Genomic DNA, 25,175 nt, shown 5'->3' with positions numbered 1-25,175 from the left:
GGATATCAGGGCGGTGCAATAGCGAAAGACTGCGCGTCAGATGATCCGACTGTTCAAACATTACATCCCCTATCCCTTGCTTCTGCTGGGGTTGCTCGACTTTGCCCTGCTGACGGTAGCGGCAGAATTGAGCTGGATTGTGCGGGCTGGCCAGATCGGCATGGATGTCGGATCGATCTATGACCGACCAGCGCCTATCCTCAGCTTTGCCATCGCACTCGAATTTGCGCTGATCGCCGTCGGTGTTTACAGCGCCGATGCCTTGCAATCGCTTAAATTTGCGGCAGCTCGCATTCTCGTGGCGATATCGCTAGGCGTGATATTTCTGTCGATCATGGCATTTGTGATGCCCGGCATAACCCTGTGGCGATCAAATTCTCTCTACGCCATGGTGATTTCAATATTGTTGCTCATGGGCGTCAGAATATTGCTCGGTACGATGCTGGACAGCGACGTTTTCAAGCGACGTCTGCTCATTCTTGGAGCCGGCGAACGCGCGAACCGTGTCGCAAAGCTGGCAGCAAAACAGGAAAGTGGGTTCATTGTCGCCGGCTACGTCAACATGAACGAAGGGCCGGCAATCGTCCGCGAAGCAATCAAGCGGGGCGATATCCGCAATTTACCGCAACATGTTATCGACCTTGAAGTCAGCGAGGTGGTGCTTGCGCTCGAAGAACGCCGCAACTCTCTCCCCGTCGCTGACTTGCTCACGATCAAGACTACGGGCGTCCATGTAAATGACATGTCGAGCTTTCTGGAACGGGAGACAGGCCGGGTTGATCTTGATACGGTGAACCCCAGCTGGTTTATTTTCTCCGATGGTTTTTCATCAGGACGGCGTATTTCAACGGCCTTCAAACGCAGCTTCGATATTTTCCTCAGCCTCGCGCTGCTATTGCTGACCGGGCCAATAATCCTGATTTTTGCGATCCTGATCAAGATTGAGAGCAGGGGTGGGGCATTTTTTCATCAAGAGCGTGTCGGTCTCTATGGACAAAAATTCTATATACCCAAACTCCGTTCTATGCGGGCGGATGCTGAAGTAGAGGGCCGAGCGGTCTGGGCCAGCAAAAATGATCCACGCATAACCCGGATCGGCAACTTTATCCGGAAAGTCCGGATTGACGAGCTTCCGCAAGCGTGGAGTGTGCTGAAAGGTGAAATGAGCTTCGTCGGACCGCGCCCGGAGCGGCCACAATTCGTCGATGATCTGCAGACCAAAATGCCCTTCTATGCTGAACGACATATGGTGAAACCGGGCATTACGGGCTGGGCACAAATCAACTATCCCTATGGTGCGTCGATTGAAGACAGTCGTCACAAGCTGGAATATGATCTCTACTACGCCAAAAACTATACGCCGTTTCTCGACATATTGATCCTGCTGCAAACAATCCGGGTTGTGTTGTGGCCGGAAGGTGCGCGCTGACATGACCGCTATCCTCGAACAGATCAGCATTTTTGGCCATGGGCTTGCCGCCGTTTTGTTCGGCGCACTGGCTATCTGGCTTTTTCAACGGAAAACGCAACAAAACTCGACGCAAATCTGGTTGATAAGTGCAATTGCGCTGACCAGCTTCTGGGCGCTCACTATCGCCGTAGAAGGATCCTTCTCGCCGATGGCGAGCTTTGCAGAAACATTGAGAAATTCAGGTTGGCTCGCTTTCATGTGGGTATTGTTGCGCACCGGCAAGGGGCGTGATGAACCGCGCACGGTCATGTATATCTATGCCGCTCTGGCACTGATTTTATGTTGTCAGATTGTGATCGATTTAATGGTTCCGCTTTTCGAGGGAAGCCCCAGACTCACAGGCATGGGAGTCTATACCTCGCTGGTCTTGCGGATGATCTTCTCAGTGGGTGCGTTGGTGCTCGTGCACAATCTCTATTCGATTTCTGCGCCCGAAACCCGTTGGGGCATCAGGTTGCCGATGGCTTCGCTCGCGGCAATTTGGACATTCGATCTGAATCTGTTCACGATCACCTATCTGACCCAGGAATTTCCGACGGAGTTGCATGCAATGCGCGGACCGGCGCTTGCCTGTATTGCCCCGATCCTTGCGCTGGCTTCCCTTCGCAATACGGAGTGGGAATTGAAACTGTCGCGCAGTGTTGCCTTCCGTTCATTGTCGCTGGTGGCCATCGGCGGTTACCTGATGATGATGGTGATCATCGCCACCGCGCTGCAAATTATCGGGGGCGACTATGCACGTCTGGCTCAGATCAGCTTTCTTTTCGGCACATCGGTCGCGGCGCTGCTTCTTCTGCCATCCGGAAAGTTTCGTTCCTGGTTCAAGGTCAAACTGGCCAAGAATTTTTTCCAGCACCGGTATGATTATCGTGCGGAATGGATTCGCTTCACCGACACCATTGGTCGCCCCGGAGATGCCAGTGCACCCTTCCACGAAAGGGTTGTGAAGGCGATCGCAGATATTACGGATTCTCCCGCCGGCATATTGCTTATGCCGGATGAGGCTGGCTGTCTGGTTCTGCAATCGCGGTGGAACTGGCCAACCATAGAGGTGCCATCACGCGCCTGCACGTCGCGTACTGTCTCTTTCTTTGAAGAAACCGGGCATATTGTGGAATTTGATGCGCTGCGATCCAATCAGGACGACAAATGCGACAATACGGCAATTCCTGAATGGATGAAGGCTGACATGCAGACCTGGGCAGCAGTTCCACTGGTGCATTTTGAACGTTTGGCAGGGATTATTTTGCTGGCGCGGCCGCGGATAAATCGCACACTGGATTGGGAAGACCTCGACATGTTGCGGGTTGTTGGTCGTCAGGTCGCGAGCTACCTGGCGGAAGCGCGCAGTCAGGAGACCTTGTCCGAAGCACAACGGTTTGATGAGTTCAACCGGCGTATGGCTTTCATCATGCATGACATTAAAAATCTTGTCAGCCAGCTCAGCCTTTTGTCGCGCAATGCCAAACGGCATGCTGATAATCCTGAATTTCGCAAGGACATGATTTCAACGCTGCAGGATTCCGCAGACAAGTTGAACGGATTGCTGGCACGTTTGTCTCAGCATAACAACGCAAAGACCGAAGAACCAAAGGCGGTGAAAATTGTACCGCTTCTCCAGTCCATTATCGATAAAAAGCGGCCGATACACCCGATTGAGGCTACACAACTCGACGACCTTACGATGGTGGCAGATCCGGTGCGTGTTGATCAGATTTTGGGCCACCTTATCCAGAATGCAATTGATGCCAGCGATAATGGGCAACCCATTTCCCTGAGCGCCAAACGCCGTGGTCTGAGTGTTGCAATTGAAGTTCACGATCAGGGTGCGGGCATGTCCAGCGAGTTTGTCCGGAGCCAGTTGTTCAAGCCATTTGCATCGAGCAAGAACGGAGGCTTTGGGATCGGCGCCTATGAGGCTCGCACAATGGCCATGGCCATGGGGGGGCGCCTCGAAGTCGAAAGCAAGGAAGGTGTCGGAAGCCAGTTCACCCTGATCCTGCCGATCGCCAAAAAACTCACAGAAAATCCGGATAAAGAAACTCCATCCATGAATGAAAGGGCCGCTTGATATGACTGGTAATAGTCAGAATCAAAAAGAGAAACTGTTGATCGTCGAGGATGATCCGGGACTGCAAAAGCAATTGAAATGGGCCTATGAGGATTTTGATGTGCTTGTTGCGGGAGATCGGGAATCGGCCATCAACATGTTGCGATCCGAAGAACCTGATGTGGTGACGCTGGATCTTGGACTCCCGCCGGATCCGGATGGAACGACCGAGGGATTTGCGACGATGGACGCAATACTCAGTCTGAAACCAGATACGAAAATCATCGTTGCCTCGGGCCATGGTGAAAAAGACAGCGCTCTGCGTGCGATTGCCAACGGAGCCTGGGATTTCTATCAGAAACCGGTTGATATTGACGAACTGGGACTGATTGTCCGGCGGGCATTTCATGTCCGGAAACTGGAACTGGAAAATATCCAGTTGTCTTCTCAGCAGGACGGCAGCAACCGGGTTCTGGGGCAGATCGTCACCGGTGCGCCCGAAATGCTCAAAGTAGCGCAAATGATTGAGCGTGTTGCAAATACCAATGCTTCGATCATGCTTCTGGGCGCCAGCGGAACAGGCAAGGAATTGCTTGCAAAAGGCCTGCACGACGCCAGCGACCGGCGTGAAGGAGCCTTTGTGGCCATAAACTGTGCGGCCATTCCCGAGAACCTGCTTGAAGCCGAATTGTTCGGGCATGAAAAAGGCGCTTTTACCGGCGCGATAAAAACAACCGAAGGCAAAATCGAACAAGCGAATGGCGGAACATTGTTTCTGGATGAGGTTGGTGACATTCCCTTGCCGCTTCAGGTTAAATTGCTGCGTTTCATTCAGGAGCGGGTGATCGAACGTATCGGCGGCCGCAAGGCAATTGCGGTCGATACCCGCATTGTATGTGCAACCCATCAGAATCTCGAGGAAATGATCGCGGAAAACAGCTTCCGGGAAGATCTCTACTATCGGTTAGCCGAGATCGTTGTCAAAATCCCCGCACTGGCGGATCGCTCCGGTGATGCAAGTCTTCTCGCCCGGCATTTCCAGAAGAAGTTTTCCGAAGAGATTAATCCGGCCGTCAAGGGTATTGCACCTGACGCGCTGGCAGCACTGGAAGCGTGGAACTGGCCGGGCAACGTCCGCGAGTTGGAAAATCGTATCAAGCGGGCCGTAATCATGGCGGATGGCAAGCTGATTGCTGCCGACGATCTGGATCTGGAATCGAGTGACGACGAAGCCGGTGAACTGCTCAATCTCAAAGCGGCCAGAGAGGCTGCTGATCGGGTAGCCATTATCCGGGCGATCTCGCAGACCGATGGCAATATCTCCAACGCGGCCAAGTTGCTGGGGATTAGCAGGCCGACGCTCTATGACTTGCTCAAGCAATATCAGCTGCAGCAGGCAAGCTAGGGCACTATGTCCGTTTTGCGATCCTTTCAAAAACAGGGCGCCGCGACTCTTGTCCTGACTGCGTTGCTGATAGCGACGGGAATTGCAGCACAATCCACAGCAGTTGCCAGTGATGGCAACGCTGATGCGCGAGCTGCATTGGTGCGCGCGCAGCAGCATAATGCCCAGGGTGATCCCCGGTCAGCACGGATCGCGCTGATGAATGCGATAAAATCAGATCCTCTTTGGATAGAAGCACGATTGCTGCAGTCTGAAACCCTGTTGCGACTGGGTGACGGTATCGGCGCACAATCGGAGCTCGATCGCGCGATTGAGCTTGGAACTGCATCTTCGTCCGTGCGCCATCTTTATGGTCACGCATTGCAGCTGCAAGGCAATTTGAACAAAGCGAAAGAACAGCTGCAGGCGGTCGACATCGCGCCCGACCATATTGCCTATGCCACACGCATTCTGGGCCGTGTTGCAATGCTGAGCGGTGACAATGCACTGGCTGGTCAATCATTTGATCGTGCCATCCGACTGGAGCCGGAAAATTCCGATCTGTGGGTTGATGTTGCGAAATTCCGCGCAGCCTCCGGCAATCAGGCGGGCGCGATTGCTGCGGTGGACGAAGCCGTGAAGCTGAACAACGAAAATATCGCAGCATTGCAGTATCGCGGAGAGTTGGTGCGGTCTCAGTTTGGCCTTCGCGCCGCACTGCCATGGTTTGAAAGGGCGTTGCAGATTGATCCGAACAATGTCGCGGTGCTGACCGAATATGCAGCGACACTGGGTGATATGGGTCGGATGAAAGACATGCTGGTCGTCGCGCGCAAGATCATTTCGCTCGACGGGAAAAACCCGCGAGCCTTCTTTCTGCAATCCGTTCTTGCTGCCCGGGCCGGTAAATATGACCTGGCCCGAACGTTGATGCAAAAAACAGAGGGCCGACTGGACGATGTTCCGGCGGTGATATTGACGCAGGGTATTATTGAGCATGAGGAAGGCAATTTTAACGCTGCCATTGATCGTTTTCGTCGCCTGATTTCGATGCAACCCAATAACCGGAAGGTACGGAATCTGCTGGCCCGATCATTATATCTTGCTGGAGACGCGAAAGAAGCGTGGGCTTTTCTGGAACCGCAGGTCATGCGGAGCGGTACGGAGCCCTATGTATTGTGGCTGGCGGCGCGCGCAAGAGAGGCCAGCGGAGAGCGGGATCAGGCAACGGGGCTGTTAAATCGTGCCGCGGCCCATGATGTGGGGAAGGAAGTTGCTTTTGCCACTTCCATGTCTTTGGATTTACTTCGCGCTCAAGTGCAACGTGATCCCGGTGATGCGAGAACGGTCATTCCCTATATCAGGGCGTTGACCAATGCCGGAAACAATGCAGAGGCTTTTACTCAGGCTCGCAAATTACAGAATGCAAACCCAGGCGTCAGCGATGCTCACATATTGGTCGCAGATGTTGCCATGGCCCGAGGGGATTACCGGACAGCATTGTCAGCTCTGGAAAAGGCAAAGACTATCCGGTTTTCCGAACCTGTATTGTTGCGCATGGTTGAATCTTTGCGTGCCGATGGTGATCTGCAGAAATCCGGCGAGCTTCTTGCCGAGTACCTCAGTTACAATCCGCGCAGCACGGCTGCGCTGCGATGGATGGCCTATGCACATCTTGAAACCGAAAACTGGGACGTTGCCCGGCGCATTCTGGAAAACCTTCGAGCGCGAATTGGACCCAATGATGCTCTGATCATGGCCGGTCTGGCGCAAGCTTATACCGGATTGGGCCGACATGCGGATGCCGTCAGGACAGGGCGTATAGCCTATTATGTACAACCTTCAAGCCCGGTTGTTTCGCATGTTTACGGCCTGGCACTACTCGGCGAAGGAACCCGCAAGAAGGACGCAATTGATCTGATCAGTAAAGCGGTAACGCTGGCTCCGGACAATGCGGTTTATCGCAAAAGTCTCGCGCAGGCTTATGCTGAATTGAAACGTGAAGGCGAATCAGACGAGGTCTAAACCCAAGGGGGCGACTACGCGTCTTTCTCCAGTAGCTCGGTAAGACGAATATCCAGACGGCGCATCTGGCGTTCTACTGGTGGCCAGACATTTTTCACAAAATCATCGCGCTGTGCATCCATCAGTTTCGCCCGGGCACCGCGCGCGACAAACATGCCGACGCCGCGTTTGACCGTGACCAGCCCGTCTTCCTGAAAACCCTGATAGGCTTTTGCGACGGTGAGGGGGTTGGCCCCCTGTTCAGCGGCAAAGGCACGTACAGATGGCAACATATCACCCTCTGCATATTCATTATCGAGAATTGAGTCGGAAATAATATCCCGCAATTTCAGATATACTGGCTTGCTTGCATTGTTCATACTGCATCACTGCCATAATACACCGAGGCAGGCAAGCAGAATTTCGACATTTTCTGCCAGTTTGTTACGACTGAAACCACTATCATGCGTCGCTGTCATCCCAGGATGAATAGATATCTTTCAAATTCGGGCGCGGGCGTTCTTCCAGCAGGTTTTTGGGGGTTCCCGAAAAAATAAAGCCCGCAATTCGTTCTGGTGCATTGCCGAACATATCCCGGACATCATCATTGTAGGCCGGCCATCCCGTGATCCAGCCCCCAACAAAACCGCGTGCGTGTATGGCATGCACCAGGTTCATGCAAAAAGCACCAGCGCTCAGTTCCTGTTCCCAAACAGGTATCTTGCTGGAAGAAACCGGAGAGAACAGAACAACCAACAATGCAGGGGCCTCATGTGCGATCGTTTCAAGACCTTCGAGCTCCACTCGTCTGGCTCCGGGCTTTTCCTTGCGATATGCTTCCACAAAACCCGCAGCCAGCTTGTCCCTCTGCCGGGCATCTACGCGCAGGACCCGCCAAGGAGACAACTTGCCGTGATCCGGGGTGCGTAGAGCGGTTTCGACAATGTCGCCTAACTGATCATTGGTCGGCCCCGGTGCGATCATGTTGCGCGGGCGACTGGACCGGCGACTGGCAAAATAGTTATCTAAAGTATCGAGATTATTGAATGTTTTGTTCGTCATAGAGCTGCATTTTGTGTGACACGGGGGCAATTGCAAGCTGCTTTTTGGTCTCATATGCAACAATCTGCTTCACTTGCGCCATTTTTTGATTAGGGTGCCGTTCAACTGGGCTGCGATAGACAGTCCAAATTCATTTCTAGGGGAGCCAGCGTTATGGCAAGTGCGTATGAAGAGTCGGGAGATGCACGGGGAACATTCCTCGGACATCCCAAAGGTTTGTTTGTTCTGTTTTTTGCAGAAATGTGGGAACGTTTTTCCTACTATGGCATGCGAGCTCTTCTTATATTCTATCTCGTTCAGCACTGGATGTATTCCGACAGTGAAGCTGGAATCATCTATGGTGCATATACTGCGCTTGTTTATATTACGCCGGTCGTCGGCGGCTATCTTGCCGACCGATATCTGGGGCAAAGAAAAGCAGTTGCCTTTGGCGCATTGTTGCTGACTCTTGGTCACTTCTTCATGGCTTTTGAAGGAGATGGCGGCGGTCAGGCAGACCCCGCAATCAATATCTTCTGGCTTGCTCTGGCGTTCATCATTGTCGGTTCAGGTTTCTTGAAGGCCAATATTTCGGTGATCGTCGGACAACTCTATTCCCGCACGGATATCCGCCGGGATCCGGCCTATACGATTTTCTATATGGGCATTAATCTTGGCGCGGCTCTTGGTGCGATTATCGCCGGTTGGCTTGGTCAGACCTATGGCTGGTCATACGGATTTGGAGCTGCAGGTATTGGCATGCTCCTTGGCTTGATTGTTTTCGTATGGGGCAAGCCGCTTCTGGTGGGCCGCGGAGAATCTTCGGATCCGGCGCGACTGGAAAGCAAAGTATTCGGTATCAAGTTCGAATGGCTGCTTTATCTGCTGAGCTTTGCGACGGTCGGTTTGATCTGGGTTCTGATCCAATATCAAGCCCTGGTAGGCTCGTTACTCGGAATAGCGGGGGCGATACTGGTCATCTATGTACTTTACACTGCGGTTGCAAAACTCGATTCCGAAGACAGAGACCGCATATTTGCTGCGATGTTCCTGATCTTCGGATCGATCCTTTTCTGGGCGCTGTTTGAACAAGCTGGTTCGTCGCTTAATCTGTTCACGGACAGGAGCGTAGACCGGAATATCTTCGGTATCGAGGTTCCTGCGTCTGTATTCCAGTCGATCAATGCGATCTATATAGTCTTGCTCGCACCTGTCTTCGCGATTTTGTGGACATGGTTGGGACGCCGAGGTCTCGAACCTTCGGCTCCGGCAAAATTTGGATTGGGTTTGATGCAATTGGGAGCCGGATTTTTGGTTCTGGTTGCTGGTGCACTGGCTGCGGGAACGGGCAACATGACGCCGGTTATTTTCATCTTCCTGATTTATCTGCTTCACACGACTGGAGAGCTTTGCTTGTCGCCTGTGGGTCTCAGCGCAATGAACCGATTGGCACCGGCGCATATGGCCAGCCTTATCATGGGTACGTGGTTCTTTGCTTCTGCAACCGGTAACTTTGCTGCGGGACTGATTGCTGCGGCAGTGGGCGCTGAGGGTGCAGGACCGGAACGAGTTTTGGATGTCTACTCAACTGTTGGTTGGGTCGCGGTTGGCGTTGGCGTTGGGGTCATCGCGATATCACCGCTCATCAAGAAGCTCATGCATCTTGATACGCTGGCCGATGACACGATTGATGATGATCTTGAAGGTCAGAGTGAGATTGGCGAGCCGCAGGCGGCCGGTATTCATCCAACCACAAAACCATAAGCGGAAATCTATAGATCAGGGGTTTAATATGAAGTTGAAGGGTTTGCTGGCAATTGCAATTGCCGGAACACTGGCGACAGGATGTGCAGCCACGGCGGCGGAGAAGAAAACGGCCAGTGCTTCGGATGCCAGTTCGACGAAAGCCAAATCGGTCGAGACCGCTTTCCCTTCAACTTATCTCGCTTACCCTTCTGCTGATACAGCAATCACCGGGGTGACCCTTTATGACGGCGAGGGGCAGCGGATCGACAACGCGACCCTGTTTATGTCGGGCGGCAAGATCAAGTCGGTTGGTGGCCCCGACGTCGCGGTCCCGGATTCGGCGGTCGTGGTCGATGGAACCGGCAAGTTTGTGACGCCCGGTATTATCGATATCCACAGCCACCTGGGCGATTACCCGACGCCCAGCGTTGCGGCGCATAGTGACGGCAATGAAGCCACTTCTCCGGTGACTCCGCAGGTCTGGGCTGAGCATAGCGTCTGGCCTCAGGATCCGGGCTTTTCCCGGGCGATGGCCAATGGCGGAATTACGTCCCTGCAAATTTTGCCGGGATCAGCCAACCTTTTTGGCGGGCGGTCCGTGACCTTGAAAAATGTGCCGGCGCGAACGGTGCAGCGGATGAAATTTCCAGGTGCGCCTTATGGGATGAAAATGGCCTGCGGCGAAAACCCCAAACGCGTATATGGCGGTCGTAACCGTTTGCCTTCGACCCGCATGGGCAATCTTGCGCTCAATCGGCAAACCTGGATCAATGCGCAGGACTATCGCAAGAAAATGAACGGGTCGAAGCCGCCCAAACGCGATCTGGCGATGGAAACGCTGGTTGGCGTGCTGGACGGTGAAATACTCGTGCATAACCATTGCTACCGCGCGGATGAACTCAATCAGATCATCGATATGTCGAAAGAATTTGGTTACAAGGTAACCGCTTTTCATCACGCTGTCGAAAGCTACAAGATTGCCGATATCCTGGCCGAAGAGGGCATTTGTTCGGCAATCTGGGCCGACTGGTGGGGGTTCAAGATGGAAGCCTATGACGCCATCCCTGAAAACGCGGCTCTGCTGCATCAGGCGGGAGCTTGCACGATCATCCATTCGGATGACGAAAACCAGATCCAGCGTCTCAATCAGGAAGCAGCAAAAGCCATGTCTGACGGTCGCGCGATGGGTATTGATATCAGCGACGCCACGGCGATCAGCTGGATCACCTACAATCCGGCGAAAGCAATGGGAATTGCCGACCAAACCGGCAGTATCAAAGTTGGCAAAATGGCGGATGTCGTCTTGTGGAACGGCAACCCGCTAAGTGTCTATTCCCGGCCCGAGAAAGTCTGGGTCGATGGCGCGATGTTGTATGACAGCATGGATCCTGCCCGGCGTCCGGTGAGCGATTTCGAGCTCGGACAGCCTGGTGAAGGAGATGTGAAATGAAGCATCTTGCAACAACGCTTATATCCGCATTTGCACTGCTCGCTGCGCCTGCTGCGGCGGAAACGATCGCCATTACCGGTGGCAAGCTGGTGATTGGCGATGGCAGCCCGCCAATTGAAGGCGCTACAGTCGTGATCCGCAATGACAAGGTCGTCGCAGCGGGAAGAAATGTGACCATTCCCGCGAACGCACGACAGATAGACGCGAACGGTAAATGGGTGACTCCCGGAATTTTTGCGGGCTTTAGCCGGGTCGGTCTCGTTGAAGTTGGTGCGGTCTCGCAGACCAATGACGTGAATGCGCGAAACTCTGTTTTCTCAGCCGCACTTGATATTCAATATGCGGTGAACCCGTTTGCTTCACCGATGTCAGTAAATCGTGCAGCAGGCATCACGCGTGCTGTTGTCTCACCGAGCACAGCTTCCTCGATATTTGGCGGATACGGAGCGATTGTGGATCTTGGCCAGGACAGCCAGCCGATCACCAAAGCGAAGGCCTTTCAGTTTGTTGAACTGGGTGAGACCGGGCATAGCCGGGCAGGGGGCAGCCGTGCAGCCACCCATATCCTGTTCCGGGCGATGCTGAACGAAGCGCGCAAATTTGCCCGTAATCCATCGTCACTGGACACGGACCTGATGAAGGCATCCGACGCACAGGCGCTTTTACCGGTGATCAATGGTTCCACCCGACTGCTCGTGCATGTCGAAAGCGCTAATGATATTTTGAAAGTGCTCGATCTTCGCAAGGAATATCCGGCTTTGAAACTGGTGCTTGTCGGCGCGAATGAAGGCTGGCGCGTGGCCAGCGAGATCGCGGCTGCCCGGGTTCCGGTTCTGGCTTCCGCGCTGGTTGATTTGCCTGAACGCTTTGAGAATCTCGCAGCCACACAATCCAACATCGGACGGATGCAGGATGCCGGCGTGCAGGTTGCCATTGGCATGATCAACGATCGGGATGCGCATCAGCTGCGTTACTCACCGCAATATGCAGGCAATCTGGTCGCACTGAACAAAATTCCCCGGGCCAGCGGTTTGAGCTGGGATGAGGCTTTTGCAGCGATCAGCTCCAAGCCGGCAGAGATTATGGGAATGGGTAGTCAACTTGGATCACTAAAGGCTGGTCGCAAGGCAGATGTTGTCATCTGGTCCGGAGATCCGCTGGAATTGTCCACGCAGGTCGAAGCGGTGATCATTGATGGTGTGGAACAGTCGCTGTCCAATCGCCAGGAACGACTGCGCGAACGCTATCGCAATCCCACGCCGGGTGCGTTGCCAAAAGCGTACGATCGATAGCCTCTAGAGGCGCACCATCGACATCATTGCTTCGCCGTAACGCGGACCGGATGTACCGCCAACAGGAGCCGCTTTCTCCAGCTCGTCAAGATCATTGCTGGTCAGGCTGACATCGACCGCTGCCATGCTGTCTTCCAGTGTCGCTCGACGCTTTGATCCCGGAATGGGTACGACAAAGTCTCCCTGCGCCATCAGCCAGGCCAAAGCGATCTGAGCCGCAGAACATCCATGCCTGTCAGCCACAGCTTTGACGACGTCGACAAGCTTGAGGTTGGAATTGAAGTTTTTTTCGGAATAACGCGGGTCGCGCAGACGGTAGTCTTCCGGATCAAGGTTGTCGCGACTGGTAATCTGTCCGGTCAGAAATCCGCGACCAAGTGGGCTGTAAGGGACAAACCCAATATCCAGATCCTGACAGATGGGAAGGATTTCTTCTTCGATACTGCGCTCCCAGAGCGAATATTCTGACTGCAGCGCGGCAATCGGGTGGGTCTTGTGCGCGCGCTGGATTGTTTCTGCACCGGCTTCTGACAAACCCAGATACCGGACTTTGCCTTCTTGCACGAGGTTCGCCATCGCTCCAACGGTCTCTTCAATTGGTACATCCGGGTCAACCCGGTGTTGGTAAAACAGGTCGATCGTGTCGATGCCCAGACGCAGCAGTGAACCTTCACATGCGCGCCGAACATTGTCCGGTCGGGAATTGACACCCGTTACCTTGCCATCCTCCAGCGCAAATCCGAATTTGGTTGCGATCACCAGCCTGTCTCGCCGGCCTCTGATCGCCTGGCCCAGCAACTCTTCATTGATGTGAGGGCCATAGACTTCTGCTGTATCGAAAAACGTCACGCCCAGTTCTATGGCACGATCGATGGTTGCGAGGCTTTCGGCAGTGGTCGCTTCGCCATACATGGCCCGCCCGATACCGCCCATCGGCATACAGCCTAGACCAAGCGCGGAAACCTCCAGTTCATGTCCCAGCTTGCGATATTTCATTCGATATCTCCTTCGCGACTGGCAATGGTTGCCGTCACGCTCATGTCCATGCTGACATTAGCTACCGTGCGCATGATATCAGGGAATGTTTCAATCGCCAAAAGTAGCACGAGCGGTTCTATCGGCAAGCCCATGGCGATGTTGATTGGTGCTATTGAAGTAATAAAGCTGATCGAGCCGGGAAGGCTGACAGCGCCCATTGTGGTGATCGCCGCGACGACAACGCCGATCGATAGCGCACTCATCGACAATTCAATGCCCAGCAAGTGCGCAACATAAATTGCGACGGCCAGATTCATGCACGGCCCGGTGGCGCGGAACAACGCAACAGAAATGGGGAGCACAACATCGGCTGAACGTTCGCCGACGCCCATTGTCTTCACACCGTTGACCATTGCGGGCAGCGATGCGAGCGAACTTTGGGTTGAGATTGCAACCGCCTGGGCGGGCGCCGATGCGCGAAAAAACGCGATTGGTCCGCGCTTGGCTCCGACAAATGTCAGCACGTAGCTGAAAATCCAGATCACTGCTCCGACCGCGCTGACAATCAAAACATAATGCAGCAGCGCGCCAAAGGCAGCAACACCGGCTTTCGCTCCGACGCCAAGCGCGAGGGCAAATACTCCAAGCGGGGCCAGCACCAGAACCCACTTGATGATGATCAGCAACGTATCGGCGAGCGCGTTGAACAGGCGGTCGAGCATGATCCGCTGATCGTCGGGCAATTTTGTAATCGCAAAGGCGAACACCAGAGCAAAGATCATCAGCGGCAAGACCGCATCCTCTGCTGCTGCTGAAATGACGTTGGTAGGAATGAGTGCACGTAGAAATTCAGTGAATGGCGGTACTTCGCCGGGTGCCGCAGCATCGCCCAATGCGGATCGCAACGCCGCCGCCGCGTCCGAATTGAGCGGAAACAGCTCCAGCAAAGCTGGTGTCACGATGGCAGCCATTGCCGCAGAGCACCACAAAATGAATATCATAAAGCCGATTGCCCGGGCGGTCATTCGTCCTGCCCGGGCCATCGAAGCGGCTTTGGCGATACCGACGACAAGCAATGTGAATACAAGCGGTATGACCGTCATCCGCAACGCGTTGAGCCACATGCTGCCGATGACATCTGCGCCATCTACCAGCCATTCCGCATCGGAACCGAAGAGCAGGCCGACGAAAACACCGGAAACAAGTGCCACGAGAATGATCATGGCTTTTAACATTTTCCCCGGATCCCCTTATTTTCCTTCAATAACCAGTGATACAGGCCGGGTTAGGTCTGGCAAGCCCTGATTGGGTGTAAAATTTCCCATTGTCCGTTTTCGCGCTTGGTCTCGATAGTCTGCTTCGGCTAGAGACATTTCATAGCAGTTACCAACCGGGTCAGGATGCACAGGAATATGACTAAGGAATTTTTCGGTACGGACGGCATTCGCGGGCTGACCAACACGCACCCGATGACCGCAGAAATTGCGATGAAGGTCGGTCAGGCTGCCGGGCGTCATTTCCTGCGCGGGGATTATCGGCATCGTGTGGTGATCGGCAAAGACACGCGATTGTCGGGTTACATGATGGAAAACGCGCTGGTCGCCGGGTTTACCAGCGTAGGAATGGACGTTGTGCAGGTCGGCCCCATGCCGACACCGGCTGTTGCTCTTTTGACGCGTTCGATGCGGGCAGATTTGGGGGTGATGATCTCGGCCAGTCACAATCCATATTATGACAATGGGATCAAGCTGTTCGGGCCAGATGGTTTCAAACTGTCCGATGCCGACGAGTTGAAAATTGAATCCTATCTGGAACAACCTGTACAACTCGCAAAGGCCGAAGATATTGGACGGGCGCGGCGATTTGAAGATGCCAGAGGCCGTTATATTCATGCCGTAAAAATGGCATTGCCGGACCATATCCGCCTGGATGGCCTGAAGGTTGTGGTCGATTGCGCCAATGGTGCAGCTTACCAGGTTGCGCCGTCTGCGTTCTGGGAACTGGGTGCGGAGGTCGTGACAATCGGAGTTAGCCCCGACGGAAAGAACATCAATGAAAAATGCGGCTCAACAGATGTGGCTGCCTTGCAGGAAGCCGTTGTCGCCAGCGGTTCGCACATCGGTATCGCACTGGATGGTGACGCGGATCGGTTGATCGTCGTTGATGACAAGGGGCAGATTGTTGATGGCGATCAGATCATGGCGTTGATTGGCAGCAGCTGGAGCCGGAATGGCTTGCTGACCGGAGACGGTATTGTTGCCACTGTGATGTCAAATCTCGGCCTGGAACGCTTTCTCGCATCTCAAAATCTGGAGCTGATACGGTCCAAGGTAGGCGATCGCTATGTGCTCGAAGAAATGAAAAAGGGCGGGTATAATATTGGGGGAGAGCAATCGGGACATATGATCATGCTCGACCATGGCACGACGGGTGATGGCACAGTGGCCGCATTGCAGGTGATGGGCGAACTGGTCGAAAGCGGAAAGCCCGCGAGCGAATTGCTCCATCTCTTTGATCCCGTACCGCAACTGTTAAAAAATGTACGTTATTCCGAAGGAAAACCGCTGGAAGATGCGAAAGTGCAAGCGGTAATCGCCGAAGCGGAAAAAGAGCTTGAGGGTACCGGACGTCTGGTTATCCGGGCTTCTGGTACGGAACCGCTGATCCGGGTGATGGCCGAGGGGGATGACGCCGATCAGGTCAATATTGTCGTGGACCGTATCTGTGCCTGTGTCGAAGAGGTCGCCAGCTAATGGCAGGCCTTCGCATAGATCGTGAAAAATCCACTGGATCGTGACCAGTTCGCCTCGCATATTGTCAATTGCCGGTTCCGACAGCGGGGGCGGGGCCGGGATTCAGGCCGATATCCGGACAATCACCAATCTGGGCGGTCATGCGATGACCGCGATTACGGCGGTAACGGCACAAAATAGCGCCGGTGTATCCGCTGTTGACGTCATGACGCCAGACCTGGTTTTGGCTCAAATATGGGCCGTAATGGATGATTTTGGGGCTGATGCCATCAAGATCGGTATGCTGGGATCTCCCGAAATCATCAACGCGGTCGCGGGATTTCTGAAATCGGTTGGATCGATTCCGATAATACTCGATCCCGTCATGGTTGCCACCAGCGGGGCGTCTCTGGCCGATGACCGTACTATCGCTTCTTTTGCCAAAATCATTCCCAATGTCACGCTGGTGACCCCAAATCTGGATGAGATGGAGCGGCTTGGCGGTGTTTCCGCGATTTCCGGGTATAATGTGCCGTTTCTGCTCAAAGGTGGCCATGATCAGGGCGACATTCTGACGGACCGGCTGATCGATAGTGATGGAGAGCAGGCGAGGTGGCAAGCCGAGCGTATCGATACCCGCCATGATCACGGGACGGGATGCACGTTGTCGGCGGCGATTGCCACATATCTGGCGCTTGGACGTGATTTGCAGCAAGCAATATCCGTGGCGCGCGACTATGTTCGGGACAGTCTGAGGGCAGCACCCGGACTTGGCGAAGGCCGTGGCCCGATGGGTGTCCCCAAACGATGATGCTGCCGAACACTGCCGGTGTCGACGAAGCGGGCAGGGGGCCCCTGGCCGGACCAGTAGTCGCCGCTGCGGTGATTCTACCTGAAAATCACGGTATAGCCGGTCTCAACGACAGCAAAAAACTGAGCGGGAAAAAGCGCGCGGCTCTGGAATCGGAAATTCTCGAAAAAGCGATTGGTTCCATAGGCTTTTGCACCGAAGAAGAGATTGATTCGATCAATATTTTGCAGGCGACGATGCAGGCAATGTCCCGTGCTGTCGAAGGTCTGACAACGCAGCCCGAACATGTCCTGGTTGACGGGAACCGGCTGCCAGACTGGGCTTATCACGCAGAAGCGGTGGTCGGCGGCGATGCTATCCATCCGTGTATTTCAGCGGCTTCGATACTGGCCAAGGAATATCGCGACCGGATCATGATCCAGGCTGCAGAATTATATCCTGAATATGCGTGGGAGCGAAACAAGGGCTATGGCACGGCCGAACATCTGGCGGCGCTTCGAAAATACGGTCCGACACCGCTCCACCGAAAGAGTTTTGCCCCGGTTTCGCAGCTAAATCTCATTTAAATCGATAAAAGTGAAATCAGTCGATAATCGAGTCCTTTTGGCCACACCACTAGGGATTGAGTCCCGCGACGCGTTCCAGACTCCACATCTGGTGGGGGACTCGTTTCGTTCTCCTTTTCAATATTCTGTTAACCATAAAGATACGCCTTTAACCTAAGTTAATGGCCTTGACCGTTGGCCGTGATGGACTCACCGTCGTCGCAGCACAAACCGAAAAGGGCAAAATTCATGGGCATTGCAGAGCGTATAAAAGCGCCCAAAACCACTCAGAAACGAGCGACGAAAACGGCAACAAAGCCAGCAACCAAGCGCGCAAAACTGCCGCTCGATCAGATATTGAAGATGGATTGTGTCGAGGCCATGGCGTCTCTGCCAGATGAAAGCGTCGACATGATCTTCGCTGATCCTCCCTATAACCTGCAGCTTGGCGGTGATCTTTACCGGCCTGAAGGCGGTCAGGTTGATGCCGTGGACGATGCATGGGACCAGTTTGACAGCTTCGCCGTTTATGATGCCTTTACAAGAGCATGGCTCAAGGAAGCGCGGCGTATCCTGAAGCCCGACGGTTCGCTGTGGGTGATTGGAAGCTATCACAATATATTCCGGGTCGGCGCTTCACTGCAAGATCTCGGCTACTGGATCCTCAATGATATTATCTGGCGCAAAGCCAATCCGATGCCGAATTTTAAAGGCACGCGTTTTACCAACGCACACGAGACGTTGATCTGGGCATCCAAATCGGAAAAGGCGAAATATACGTTCAACTATCGCGCGATGAAAAATCTCAATGATGAACTTCAGATGCGCAGTGACTGGGTCATGCCAATTTGTGGCGGCCAGGAACGGCTGAAACGCAATGGTGTGAAGGCGCACCCAACGCAGAAACCCGAAGCATTGCTATATCGGGTGATGCTGGCAACCACCAACAAGGGCGATGTCGTACTGGACCCGTTTTTCGGAACCGGAACCACCGGCGCGGTCGCCAAGCGGCTTGGGCGTCACTGGATAGGGTGTGAAAAAGAAGATAATTATTGCGAAGTCGCAGAAGAACGTATCGAAGCTGCTCTGCCGCTGGACGAGAGTGATCTGAAAACCATGCAATCGCCCAAAGCCAAGCCCCGTGTCGCCTTTGGCACTTTGGTCGAAACCGGCTATCTCAAGCCAGGGACCGAATTGTGCAGTAAAAACCGTAAATTCAAAGCGAAAGTGCGGGCGGATGGTTCGCTGGTCTGGAACGGGCAGGAAGGTTCGATTCACAAAATCGGCGCTGCGGTTCAGAATGCACCCAGCTGCAATGGCTGGACTTACTGGTATTATGATGACGGCAAACAGTTGAAGCCGGTGGATGATCTCCGGCAGACCTATTTGCTGGCAACCGAACCTTAAATGACGATAGAACTGGACAGGCTGGACGGTTACGGGGCCTCTGCGAAGCTCTATCTGAAGCCAGTTGGATTTCTGGATAGTCCGCAATATTTTGATGATAAAAATACCAAATTAAACAATAGTTTGATTTGGTTTTCTCAGATCGAATATTCGATCTTTGAGGAAGGCAAGCCGGTCTTGCGGGGCCTTATTCCTGTGGAAAACTGGTCTGCAACAGTGCAACAATTGCCGGAACATCTACAAAAGCGCGCATCCGGGTTATTTGCCAATCTTTCAAGAACGCACACTCCGCTTAAATGTGGAGAACGGGTTCTCCGCTTTGATCAACCGCACGTCATGGGCATTTTGAACATGACGCCGGACAGTTTCTCCGATGGCGGCAAGCATGAAGGTGACCCGCAACTCGCCGCCGATGCGGGATTTGCAATGGCGACCAGCGGCGCTTCAATCATTGATATTGGCGGAGAATCGACCCGACCCGGCGCGGAAACGGTCTGGGAGGGCGACGAGATCAAGCGTGTTGTTCCGGTCATTGAAAAACTGGTCCATTGCGGCGCAGCGCTATCGATCGACACGCGCAAGGCCGCCGTCATGGAGGCAGCCATTGCCGCCGGCGCGCATCTGATCAACGATGTTTCAGCGTTGCTGCACGACAAAAGATCGCTGGAAGTGGCCGGAGTGTCTGGCCGACCGGTGGTACTCATGCACGCACCGTCGAGCGGGAAAAACCCGCATGAAGGCAATGGCTATGGCGATGTTGTGACCGATACGTTCGACTGGCTGGAGCAACGCATAGCCGATGTTGTGGATGCCGGTTTTGAACGCGACAAGATAATCGTTGATCCAGGATTGGGTTTTGGCAAGTCGCTGGCAGATAATCTGGCGCTGATGAACAATATCACCATGTTTCACGCGCTCGGCCAGCCACTGCTCATCGGTGCCAGCCGCAAACGCATGATCGGTGCTCTGTCAAAAGAAGCTCCGGTAGATCAGCGCCTGGGCGGCTCCATCGCATTTGCGCATCATGCCGTTCAGCAAGGAGCCCAGATCGTTCGTGTTCATGATGTCCCGGAAACCGTGCAAGCCGTCCAGGTCTGGCGCGGAATGCGGGATGCCGGAGTAACAGCGCGGGTCTAGCGGTGTCGGGGCGGTTGTTTTTGTGGCGGCCGCTTTATCCCGAAAGCGGACATACGCTCTATACATTGCCGACAGCAGCAGAATGAGGGGCTGCAGATATAGTTGGTTGAGAACGCTCGTTTAACAGAGAATCAACAAGTTCGCCTGCTGTCATCGGCATGCCGAACAGGAACCCCTGCACTGACTGAGCTCCAGCGCGCTTGGCCATGATCAGTTGAAGTTCGTTTTCAATACCCTCCAACAGACAGTCAACTTCCAGTGTTGCGGCCATTCCGACAAGAGAATGCAGCACTTTCTCCGTCATCGGATCTCCAATATTTTCCATGAAAGAGCGATCAATTTTCAGCCTGTCTATGGGTAGTGTCCGCAAATAGTTGAAATTTGAATAGCCTGTCCCGAAATCATCCAGCGCTAAAGGGTGCCCAAGTTCAGCAAGTCGGTTTAAGTTGGTACTGGCTTTTTCCATGTCTGCCATCATCGCCGTTTCTGTAACTTCGAACTCGATAAGCGCAGGGTCAATGTTCGACTTGGCTAATAGGCTGATGATCTGATCCATGATCTCGTCAGAGATCAAGTCATGCCCGGACAGGTTGATTGAAATCGGAATGGGATCATCCCAGTTTTCGATAGTGCACATTGCTTTTGAAAGTACCGTCAATGAGATTTTGGCAATCAGACCGCTAGATTCTGCGATTTTTATGAAGATATCAGGTTCGATTTTCCCGATGGAGGGGCTGTCCCATCGTGCTAAAGCTTCCGCCCGGATGATCTTCTCCTGTTTCAGATCATATTGGGGTTGGAACAGCAGTTTGATTTCGGCATCGAAATTAGCGATACGTAGTGCCTGTTCGATCCTGAAACGTTCAGCGGCATCTCTCGCATGTTCCTCGCGAAACACCGTCACCCTGTTCTTGCCGTTATTCTTGGCATGCAACAGCGCATAGTCGGCGTTGCGAACCAACTCGGAAACAGCTTCAGCATCGGATACCTCAATACAGCCAATAGACGCAGATATCTGAATCAGCCTGTCATCAATGAAATATACTTTTGCAACATGATCTAGCAGATTTTGACACCAGGATTCTACATCACTTGGACCCCCATTGTGATGAAGGATGAGATTGAATTCATCTCCTCCCATTCGGCTGACATGCGCTTCATCGCCGGCGAATTCCGAAAGTCGAACTGAGACCGCTTTCAACAACTCGTCACCCATGATGTGACCGTACAAGTCATTCACTGCCTTGAAGCCATCAAGGTCCAGAAGAATCAACCACTTGTACTTTTCTAAGTCTGCTCGGATTGGGTTCCACTCAAACGTTTCAAAAAAGGCTCGTCGGTTAGGCAATCCAGTCAAACTGTCGGACAATGAGCGTTTACGCATGGTTTCTCCAACGCTTTCCGCTTGGCTCAGCCGAATTTCGGCCTTGTGTCTCGCCACCGCAGCTAACCCGACGGCTCTGCGAAGAAAATAGGTAATGGCCAACGCGCTAAGGGCCGCGGCGAAGGCTACAAAGCCGTACAAGCTTAGTTGACTTGAATCGTTGCGAACTAGTTCAACAAACAACCCGCCCAAGACAAACACAACTGAAACAATCGCCTGCCTCATGCTGACGCTGGCAAAGGCGAAAATCATTGCCATCATGATGAAATATGCAAGTTTGGGTTCAGCATATTCTATGTGCAGCGCGACCTGCACATTTGCCATTACCATCAGATTCACAACGCTTGTGAGTATTTCAAGTTTTCCGATGGTAAGGGGCCTGTGGAGCCAATACCATGCAGCAAATAACAACAGCGAGGCGGATACGGAAGCAACAGTCATGATGCCAAGCGCAACACCGCTCATTGTTATGCAATGCAACACCGTCATGATTGCATAATAGGCGAAGGCTACTGCGAAATAGCCCCGAACGATCGGGCGATACGTTTCGGCAATGACTGCATTTGCATCGAGCGTGCTTGATGAGTCTTTTGAAGTCATAAAAATTGGCCAAACACTCGACCGCCAATCCTTAATTGGAAGCGACCGTCCCTAGTCACAAACATCTGAGAACCGCTGAATCTCTGTTTCTTGTTCTGCATTTTATCTGAACCAAGAATTTCTGTGTGTAGGACATACTTGTTCATGATAGGAGCGATTTCAGGTCGATAGACTTGTTAGTTCTGGCCCCGAACATTCCACTGCGAAACCATCTAACCTCACATTCCAAAATCTGGCCATCAAGGAATGTTACAGTTAAGGTTTCTCCAGGAGTCAGCGCTGACTCACAGGTAGCTTGAAGTCCATTAACCGACAAATTTCGAATCAGAATTTGCTGATCACCGTTTTTGCCAAATATTCTCGCTGCAATAGGCTTCCACAAGCGTTTTTCTCGCTCGACAGGAGCCACAAAACGCGAACTCGCAGCTTCTACCCGATCGGACATTTTCAGATGCTCCCACCACCATCATTTCCTAGTCTGCATCTAACCAGCGGGGGTAAACAAAATGTATATATTTCAGATATTTACATCATTTTACAAAAACACATCGATTGACCATATTGTCAGGTTCTGGAGTAACTGCACTCCGGAAGGAAATCACCAAAACCTCTATACGGAACGTCCGTTTTTGCGCCCGAAGCGGACGCTAGCGTTATGGCTGCAAACCTCCGACAGCAGACACGAGTTGGCCACCCGGGAGCATGCCGATACATGCAATTTCCAATCACGTAGCATTGGTCGCTTGGTGATTAGAATCCAGAATATTCGTCTCGGAGCTCCATCCAACGCTAGCATGCGGACCGTCTTTTCTGGGAGAGAAGCTTCGATGTTGGATGCGCTTAAAAAATGGTGGCTATTTGATAGCGAACTTGAACAAGCGAGTCCTGACAATCCTCATGGACCTTTGGTTGAAAGCCAGAAACGCAATGCCATCCCGCTTTTGACGCTCGCTTTTGGTTGGGGGTTTTTGATTACTGGCCTGATTGTTGGCGGAGCATTGGGAAACGGCCTGCCCATGGCAGATGTCATCAAGGCTTCGTTCCTGGGGAATTTGGTAAACTTCGTTATCGGGGCCTGTGTCGGTTATATAGGTTATCGCACAGCGTGTAACAGCGGGCTGCTTTACCGCTATACTTATGGAACAATGGGCTCACGCGCACCGGCTCTGCTTATCGCCGCGCTCACAATAGGCTGGCAGGGCATTATTGTGGGTGCTTTTGGGTTTGCCTGGGCGCAAACTTTCGACAGTGCCACATTTTACGTCGTCGCGATATTCGGTGGTCTGTTATTCACTGCGACAACTTATCGCGGTGTCGCAGGCATGGAAAAAGTCAGCATTCCCGCCACGATTATCCTCATTCTTGTCGGCATATATGCGGGTTACATGAACGTGAATGCTGCCGGTGGCTGGAATGATTTTCTCGCCCTGTCCGAGACCAGCGCAACCAAAAGCCCGCTGACCATGGTTCAGGCGATAAATCTGGTTATTGGCTCGTGGATTGTCGGGGCCATTGTAATGCCCGAATATACCCGTTTCGCCAAAAAGGCGTGGGTTGCCATTGCCATCCCGTTTGTGGCTTTGATCATAGCGCAATGGTTTTTGCAGATCATTGGAGCCATGGGCGGGATCGTGTCGGGCACCTATGATTTCACGACATATATGATGGCTCAGGGCGCCTTGATTGGCGGCATCGGACTGATCGCGATGAGTTTTGCACTTTGGACTACGGGCGATGCCAATCTTTATCTGCCAGCGGTTCAAACATCGAGTACGTTCAAGCGCCCAACCAAAGCAATGACCGTGATTTGCGGTGTGCTGGGAACAATATTGGGTCTTGGTATCTACCAGAGCTTTATTGCGTGGATTGATTTGCTGGCGAGCATTGCACCGCCAATCGCGGGACCATTGCTGATTGATTATTATCTTATCAACAAACAGAAATACAATTCTGGCTTCGAGCATATTTCCAAATGGAATCCTGCCGCTTTTCTCGCTTATGCGATCGGCGCAGGCAGCAGTTTTCTGGCGCCGGACTGGATAGCAAAAGCGTTGGTAGGACTGGTCGTCTCGATGATCGCCTATGTGGCTCTCCATTATCTTTTCAGTCTTTTTGGATCGACAAAGAAACCGCAAAGCATGTCTTGATCACGCAATGGATCGAGTTAAGGATAGCTCATAGAAGTTGTAATCCGCTTTTGCGCCCAATGCGGACATTCGCTGCGGAGGTTACTCTATCGTGAAAGTGCACGTTAGCTCACAAACAAAAAAGCCCCGCCAGATTGCTCCGGCGGGGCTTTTGGGTAACTCTTGTTATACTTACGCGTAGCTGACTTTCACGTTCGCTTTGCGCTGACGACGCATCGCGCCGCCTACGGCACCAAATCCAAAGATCATGAATGCCCATGTTGCCGGTTCGGGCACCGCGCCCATTGCATCGGTTAGGGTACTAATGTTGCGAACGCCGATAAACTCTTCGTTGAATCGCACGCGGCTAATATCTGCACTGGCACGAGAGAAGCCATAGAAACCGGGTGCGACCTGATTGACCCCACCTGTTTCCAGAAGCAGTGATTCAAGAAGGTTATTTGCCGAATCATAGATCTCGATCGAAGCATCGCCACCAAAATCAGTGGTCCAGTTCAATTCACCCAAAAAACCGGCAATCGCAGTATCGAAAGTCAACTCGAAATAACCTGTACCTTCATCAAGGCCGATCATTGGCGTGCCAGACCAGACGCCATTGGATACAAAACTGTAGTTTCCCGTAAAGCCATATGCTGAGCCAGCAGTTGAAGTGAACGTGACACCCGGAGCCGGAGAAAGCGGGCCACTAACACCCAACAGCTCATCTGCCGGAATAGGTAGAGCTGTGCCGCCCGGAAGCGAAGCTACGACGGCAGCGGAAGCCTGCGATGCTGCGAACGGCAAAGTTGCCGCGACAACCGTTAAAACAAATTTTTTCATAAAACCCTCATATTGGTATTTGCCCGTGAGCAACTCAGCACCGAGGTGCCAAAAACTTGCGATCCCTAATAATTAGTTAACAGAATATGGGCGAGTATCAAATGTTTATCCAACAAATATCTTCCCTGTCCCGGATCAAGACAGCCAGCAATATCCATCCATTGCCGTAAATCTTGC

General features: G+C 53.0%; 20 protein-coding genes. 13 read left to right on the top strand and 7 right to left on the bottom strand.

The window, feature by feature from the left end:
- Positions 1-40: 40 nt before the first annotated feature.
- Genes ABJI30_RS14850 through ABJI30_RS14835 form a run of 4 tightly spaced genes read left to right on the top strand, consistent with a single transcriptional unit; the run spans position 41 to position 6,930 of the window.
- A complete protein-coding gene (locus tag ABJI30_RS14850; RefSeq protein ID WP_348017464.1) occupies positions 41-1,429 on the top strand; it encodes a TIGR03013 family XrtA/PEP-CTERM system glycosyltransferase in 1,389 nt (462 codons plus the stop codon).
- A gap of 1 nt (position 1,430) precedes the next feature.
- Positions 1,431-3,542 carry an XrtA/PEP-CTERM system histidine kinase PrsK gene (gene prsK, locus ABJI30_RS14845; RefSeq protein ID WP_348017463.1) on the top strand — a complete coding sequence of 704 codons (2,112 nt, stop codon included), beginning with the start codon at positions 1,431-1,433 and terminating at the stop codon, positions 3,540-3,542.
- Position 3,543: 1 nt separating this feature from the next.
- On the top strand, positions 3,544-4,926 hold the full coding sequence (gene prsR / locus ABJI30_RS14840; protein ID WP_348017462.1) for a PEP-CTERM-box response regulator transcription factor: 1,383 nt from the start codon (positions 3,544-3,546) through the stop codon (positions 4,924-4,926).
- A 6-nt stretch (positions 4,927-4,932) separates the two neighbouring features.
- Complete coding sequence (locus tag ABJI30_RS14835) at positions 4,933-6,930, top strand: tetratricopeptide repeat protein (protein ID WP_348017461.1); 1,998 nt, start codon at positions 4,933-4,935, stop codon at positions 6,928-6,930.
- Between the two features lie 14 nt (positions 6,931-6,944).
- Here ABJI30_RS14835 and ABJI30_RS14830 read toward each other — a convergent pair whose 3' ends face one another.
- Positions 6,945-7,289, bottom strand: coding sequence for a GntR family transcriptional regulator (locus ABJI30_RS14830; protein WP_348017460.1), 345 nt, complete (start codon positions 7,287-7,289; stop codon positions 6,945-6,947).
- 82 nt (positions 7,290-7,371) lie between these two features.
- On the bottom strand, positions 7,372-7,971 hold the full coding sequence (locus ABJI30_RS14825) for a nitroreductase (RefSeq protein WP_348017459.1): 600 nt from the start codon (positions 7,969-7,971) through the stop codon (positions 7,372-7,374).
- 153 nt (positions 7,972-8,124) lie between these two features.
- On the opposite strand from ABJI30_RS14825, the gene ABJI30_RS14820 reads away from it, so the two are divergent.
- The 3 genes from ABJI30_RS14820 to ABJI30_RS14810 are packed head-to-tail and all read left to right on the top strand — an operon-like array spanning position 8,125 to position 12,438.
- Complete coding sequence (locus tag ABJI30_RS14820) at positions 8,125-9,714, top strand: peptide MFS transporter (protein ID WP_348017458.1); 1,590 nt, start codon at positions 8,125-8,127, stop codon at positions 9,712-9,714.
- A gap of 28 nt (positions 9,715-9,742) precedes the next feature.
- A complete protein-coding gene (locus ABJI30_RS14815; protein WP_348017457.1) occupies positions 9,743-11,146 on the top strand; it encodes an amidohydrolase in 1,404 nt (467 codons plus the stop codon).
- Positions 11,143-12,438, top strand: coding sequence for an amidohydrolase family protein (locus tag ABJI30_RS14810; RefSeq protein ID WP_348017456.1), 1,296 nt, complete (start codon positions 11,143-11,145; stop codon positions 12,436-12,438). The genes ABJI30_RS14815 and ABJI30_RS14810 overlap by 4 nt, the downstream gene beginning before the upstream one ends.
- Before the next feature lie 3 nt (positions 12,439-12,441).
- Here ABJI30_RS14810 and ABJI30_RS14805 read toward each other — a convergent pair whose 3' ends face one another.
- A complete protein-coding gene (locus tag ABJI30_RS14805) occupies positions 12,442-13,434 on the bottom strand; it encodes an aldo/keto reductase (protein ID WP_348017455.1) in 993 nt (330 codons plus the stop codon).
- Positions 13,431-14,651 carry a dicarboxylate/amino acid:cation symporter gene (locus tag ABJI30_RS14800; RefSeq protein WP_348017454.1) on the bottom strand — a complete coding sequence of 407 codons (1,221 nt, stop codon included), beginning with the start codon at positions 14,649-14,651 and terminating at the stop codon, positions 13,431-13,433. Before ABJI30_RS14800 ends, ABJI30_RS14805 begins: the two co-directional genes overlap by 4 nt.
- Positions 14,652-14,828: 177 nt before the next feature.
- Here ABJI30_RS14800 and glmM point away from each other — a divergent pair, with 177 nt between their 5' ends.
- The 5 genes from glmM to folP all read left to right on the top strand — a co-directional run bounded on the left by glmM (position 14,829) and on the right by folP (position 20,048).
- Positions 14,829-16,169: a phosphoglucosamine mutase gene (gene glmM, locus ABJI30_RS14795; protein WP_348017453.1), complete on the top strand. Its 1,341-nt coding sequence runs from the start codon at positions 14,829-14,831 to the stop codon at positions 16,167-16,169.
- 40 nt (positions 16,170-16,209) lie between these two features.
- Positions 16,210-16,959 carry a bifunctional hydroxymethylpyrimidine kinase/phosphomethylpyrimidine kinase gene (gene thiD / locus ABJI30_RS14790; RefSeq protein ID WP_348017452.1) on the top strand — a complete coding sequence of 250 codons (750 nt, stop codon included), beginning with the start codon at positions 16,210-16,212 and terminating at the stop codon, positions 16,957-16,959.
- On the top strand, positions 16,956-17,525 hold the full coding sequence (locus tag ABJI30_RS14785; RefSeq protein ID WP_348017451.1) for a ribonuclease HII: 570 nt from the start codon (positions 16,956-16,958) through the stop codon (positions 17,523-17,525). Before thiD ends, ABJI30_RS14785 begins: the two co-directional genes overlap by 4 nt.
- A 228-nt stretch (positions 17,526-17,753) precedes the next feature.
- Positions 17,754-18,911, top strand: coding sequence for a DNA methyltransferase (locus ABJI30_RS14780; RefSeq protein ID WP_348017837.1), 1,158 nt, complete (start codon positions 17,754-17,756; stop codon positions 18,909-18,911).
- Complete coding sequence (folP, locus tag ABJI30_RS14775) at positions 18,912-20,048, top strand: dihydropteroate synthase (protein WP_348017450.1); 1,137 nt, start codon at positions 18,912-18,914, stop codon at positions 20,046-20,048.
- Positions 20,049-20,106: 58 nt separating this feature from the next.
- Here the strand turns inward: folP and ABJI30_RS14770 are convergent, their stop codons facing one another.
- Both ABJI30_RS14770 and ABJI30_RS14765 read right to left on the bottom strand, forming a co-directional pair.
- The gene (locus ABJI30_RS14770) at positions 20,107-22,032 is read right to left on the bottom strand and encodes an EAL domain-containing protein (RefSeq protein ID WP_348017449.1); all 1,926 of its coding nucleotides are present in this window, start codon (positions 22,030-22,032) and stop codon (positions 20,107-20,109) included.
- A 142-nt stretch (positions 22,033-22,174) separates the two neighbouring features.
- A complete protein-coding gene (locus ABJI30_RS14765) occupies positions 22,175-22,477 on the bottom strand; it encodes a PilZ domain-containing protein (protein WP_348017448.1) in 303 nt (100 codons plus the stop codon).
- Positions 22,478-22,859: 382 nt separating this feature from the next.
- Here ABJI30_RS14765 and ABJI30_RS14760 point away from each other — a divergent pair, with 382 nt between their 5' ends.
- Positions 22,860-24,179: a cytosine permease gene (locus tag ABJI30_RS14760; protein WP_348017447.1), complete on the top strand. Its 1,320-nt coding sequence runs from the start codon at positions 22,860-22,862 to the stop codon at positions 24,177-24,179.
- Between the two features lie 171 nt (positions 24,180-24,350).
- Here the strand turns inward: ABJI30_RS14760 and ABJI30_RS14755 are convergent, their stop codons facing one another.
- On the bottom strand, positions 24,351-24,998 hold the full coding sequence (locus ABJI30_RS14755; protein ID WP_348017446.1) for a PEPxxWA-CTERM sorting domain-containing protein: 648 nt from the start codon (positions 24,996-24,998) through the stop codon (positions 24,351-24,353).
- Positions 24,999-25,175: the final 177 nt, after the last annotated feature.

The sequence above is a fragment of the Parasphingorhabdus sp. genome, from assembly GCF_039968395.1.
GTDB lineage: Bacteria > Pseudomonadota > Alphaproteobacteria > Sphingomonadales > Sphingomonadaceae > Parasphingorhabdus.
Note: the sequence above shows the minus strand (reverse complement) of the source record. Positions and strands in the feature narration are given on the sequence as shown.

Excerpts from the sequence above, each read along its gene's own strand:
- ABJI30_RS14850 (WP_348017464.1), top strand. The coding sequence starts at position 41 with ATGATCCGACTGTTCAAACATTACATCCCCTATCCCTTGCTTCTGCTG.
- prsK (WP_348017463.1), top strand. The coding sequence starts at position 1,431 with ATGACCGCTATCCTCGAACAGATCAGCATTTTTGGCCATGGGCTTGCC.
- prsR (WP_348017462.1), top strand. The coding sequence starts at position 3,544 with ATGACTGGTAATAGTCAGAATCAAAAAGAGAAACTGTTGATCGTCGAG.
- ABJI30_RS14835 (WP_348017461.1), top strand. The coding sequence starts at position 4,933 with ATGTCCGTTTTGCGATCCTTTCAAAAACAGGGCGCCGCGACTCTTGTC.
- ABJI30_RS14830 (WP_348017460.1), bottom strand. The coding sequence starts at position 7,289 with ATGAACAATGCAAGCAAGCCAGTATATCTGAAATTGCGGGATATTATT.
- ABJI30_RS14825 (WP_348017459.1), bottom strand. The coding sequence starts at position 7,971 with ATGACGAACAAAACATTCAATAATCTCGATACTTTAGATAACTATTTT.
- ABJI30_RS14820 (WP_348017458.1), top strand. The coding sequence starts at position 8,125 with ATGGCAAGTGCGTATGAAGAGTCGGGAGATGCACGGGGAACATTCCTC.
- ABJI30_RS14815 (WP_348017457.1), top strand. The coding sequence starts at position 9,743 with ATGAAGTTGAAGGGTTTGCTGGCAATTGCAATTGCCGGAACACTGGCG.
- ABJI30_RS14810 (WP_348017456.1), top strand. The coding sequence starts at position 11,143 with ATGAAGCATCTTGCAACAACGCTTATATCCGCATTTGCACTGCTCGCT.
- ABJI30_RS14805 (WP_348017455.1), bottom strand. The coding sequence starts at position 13,434 with ATGAAATATCGCAAGCTGGGACATGAACTGGAGGTTTCCGCGCTTGGT.
- ABJI30_RS14800 (WP_348017454.1), bottom strand. The coding sequence starts at position 14,651 with ATGTTAAAAGCCATGATCATTCTCGTGGCACTTGTTTCCGGTGTTTTC.
- glmM (WP_348017453.1), top strand. The coding sequence starts at position 14,829 with ATGACTAAGGAATTTTTCGGTACGGACGGCATTCGCGGGCTGACCAAC.
- ABJI30_RS14785 (WP_348017451.1), top strand. The coding sequence starts at position 16,956 with ATGATGCTGCCGAACACTGCCGGTGTCGACGAAGCGGGCAGGGGGCCC.
- ABJI30_RS14780 (WP_348017837.1), top strand. The coding sequence starts at position 17,754 with ATGGGCATTGCAGAGCGTATAAAAGCGCCCAAAACCACTCAGAAACGA.
- folP (WP_348017450.1), top strand. The coding sequence starts at position 18,912 with ATGACGATAGAACTGGACAGGCTGGACGGTTACGGGGCCTCTGCGAAG.
- ABJI30_RS14770 (WP_348017449.1), bottom strand. The coding sequence starts at position 22,032 with ATGACTTCAAAAGACTCATCAAGCACGCTCGATGCAAATGCAGTCATT.
- ABJI30_RS14765 (WP_348017448.1), bottom strand. The coding sequence starts at position 22,477 with ATGTCCGATCGGGTAGAAGCTGCGAGTTCGCGTTTTGTGGCTCCTGTC.
- ABJI30_RS14760 (WP_348017447.1), top strand. The coding sequence starts at position 22,860 with ATGTTGGATGCGCTTAAAAAATGGTGGCTATTTGATAGCGAACTTGAA.
- ABJI30_RS14755 (WP_348017446.1), bottom strand. The coding sequence starts at position 24,998 with ATGAAAAAATTTGTTTTAACGGTTGTCGCGGCAACTTTGCCGTTCGCA.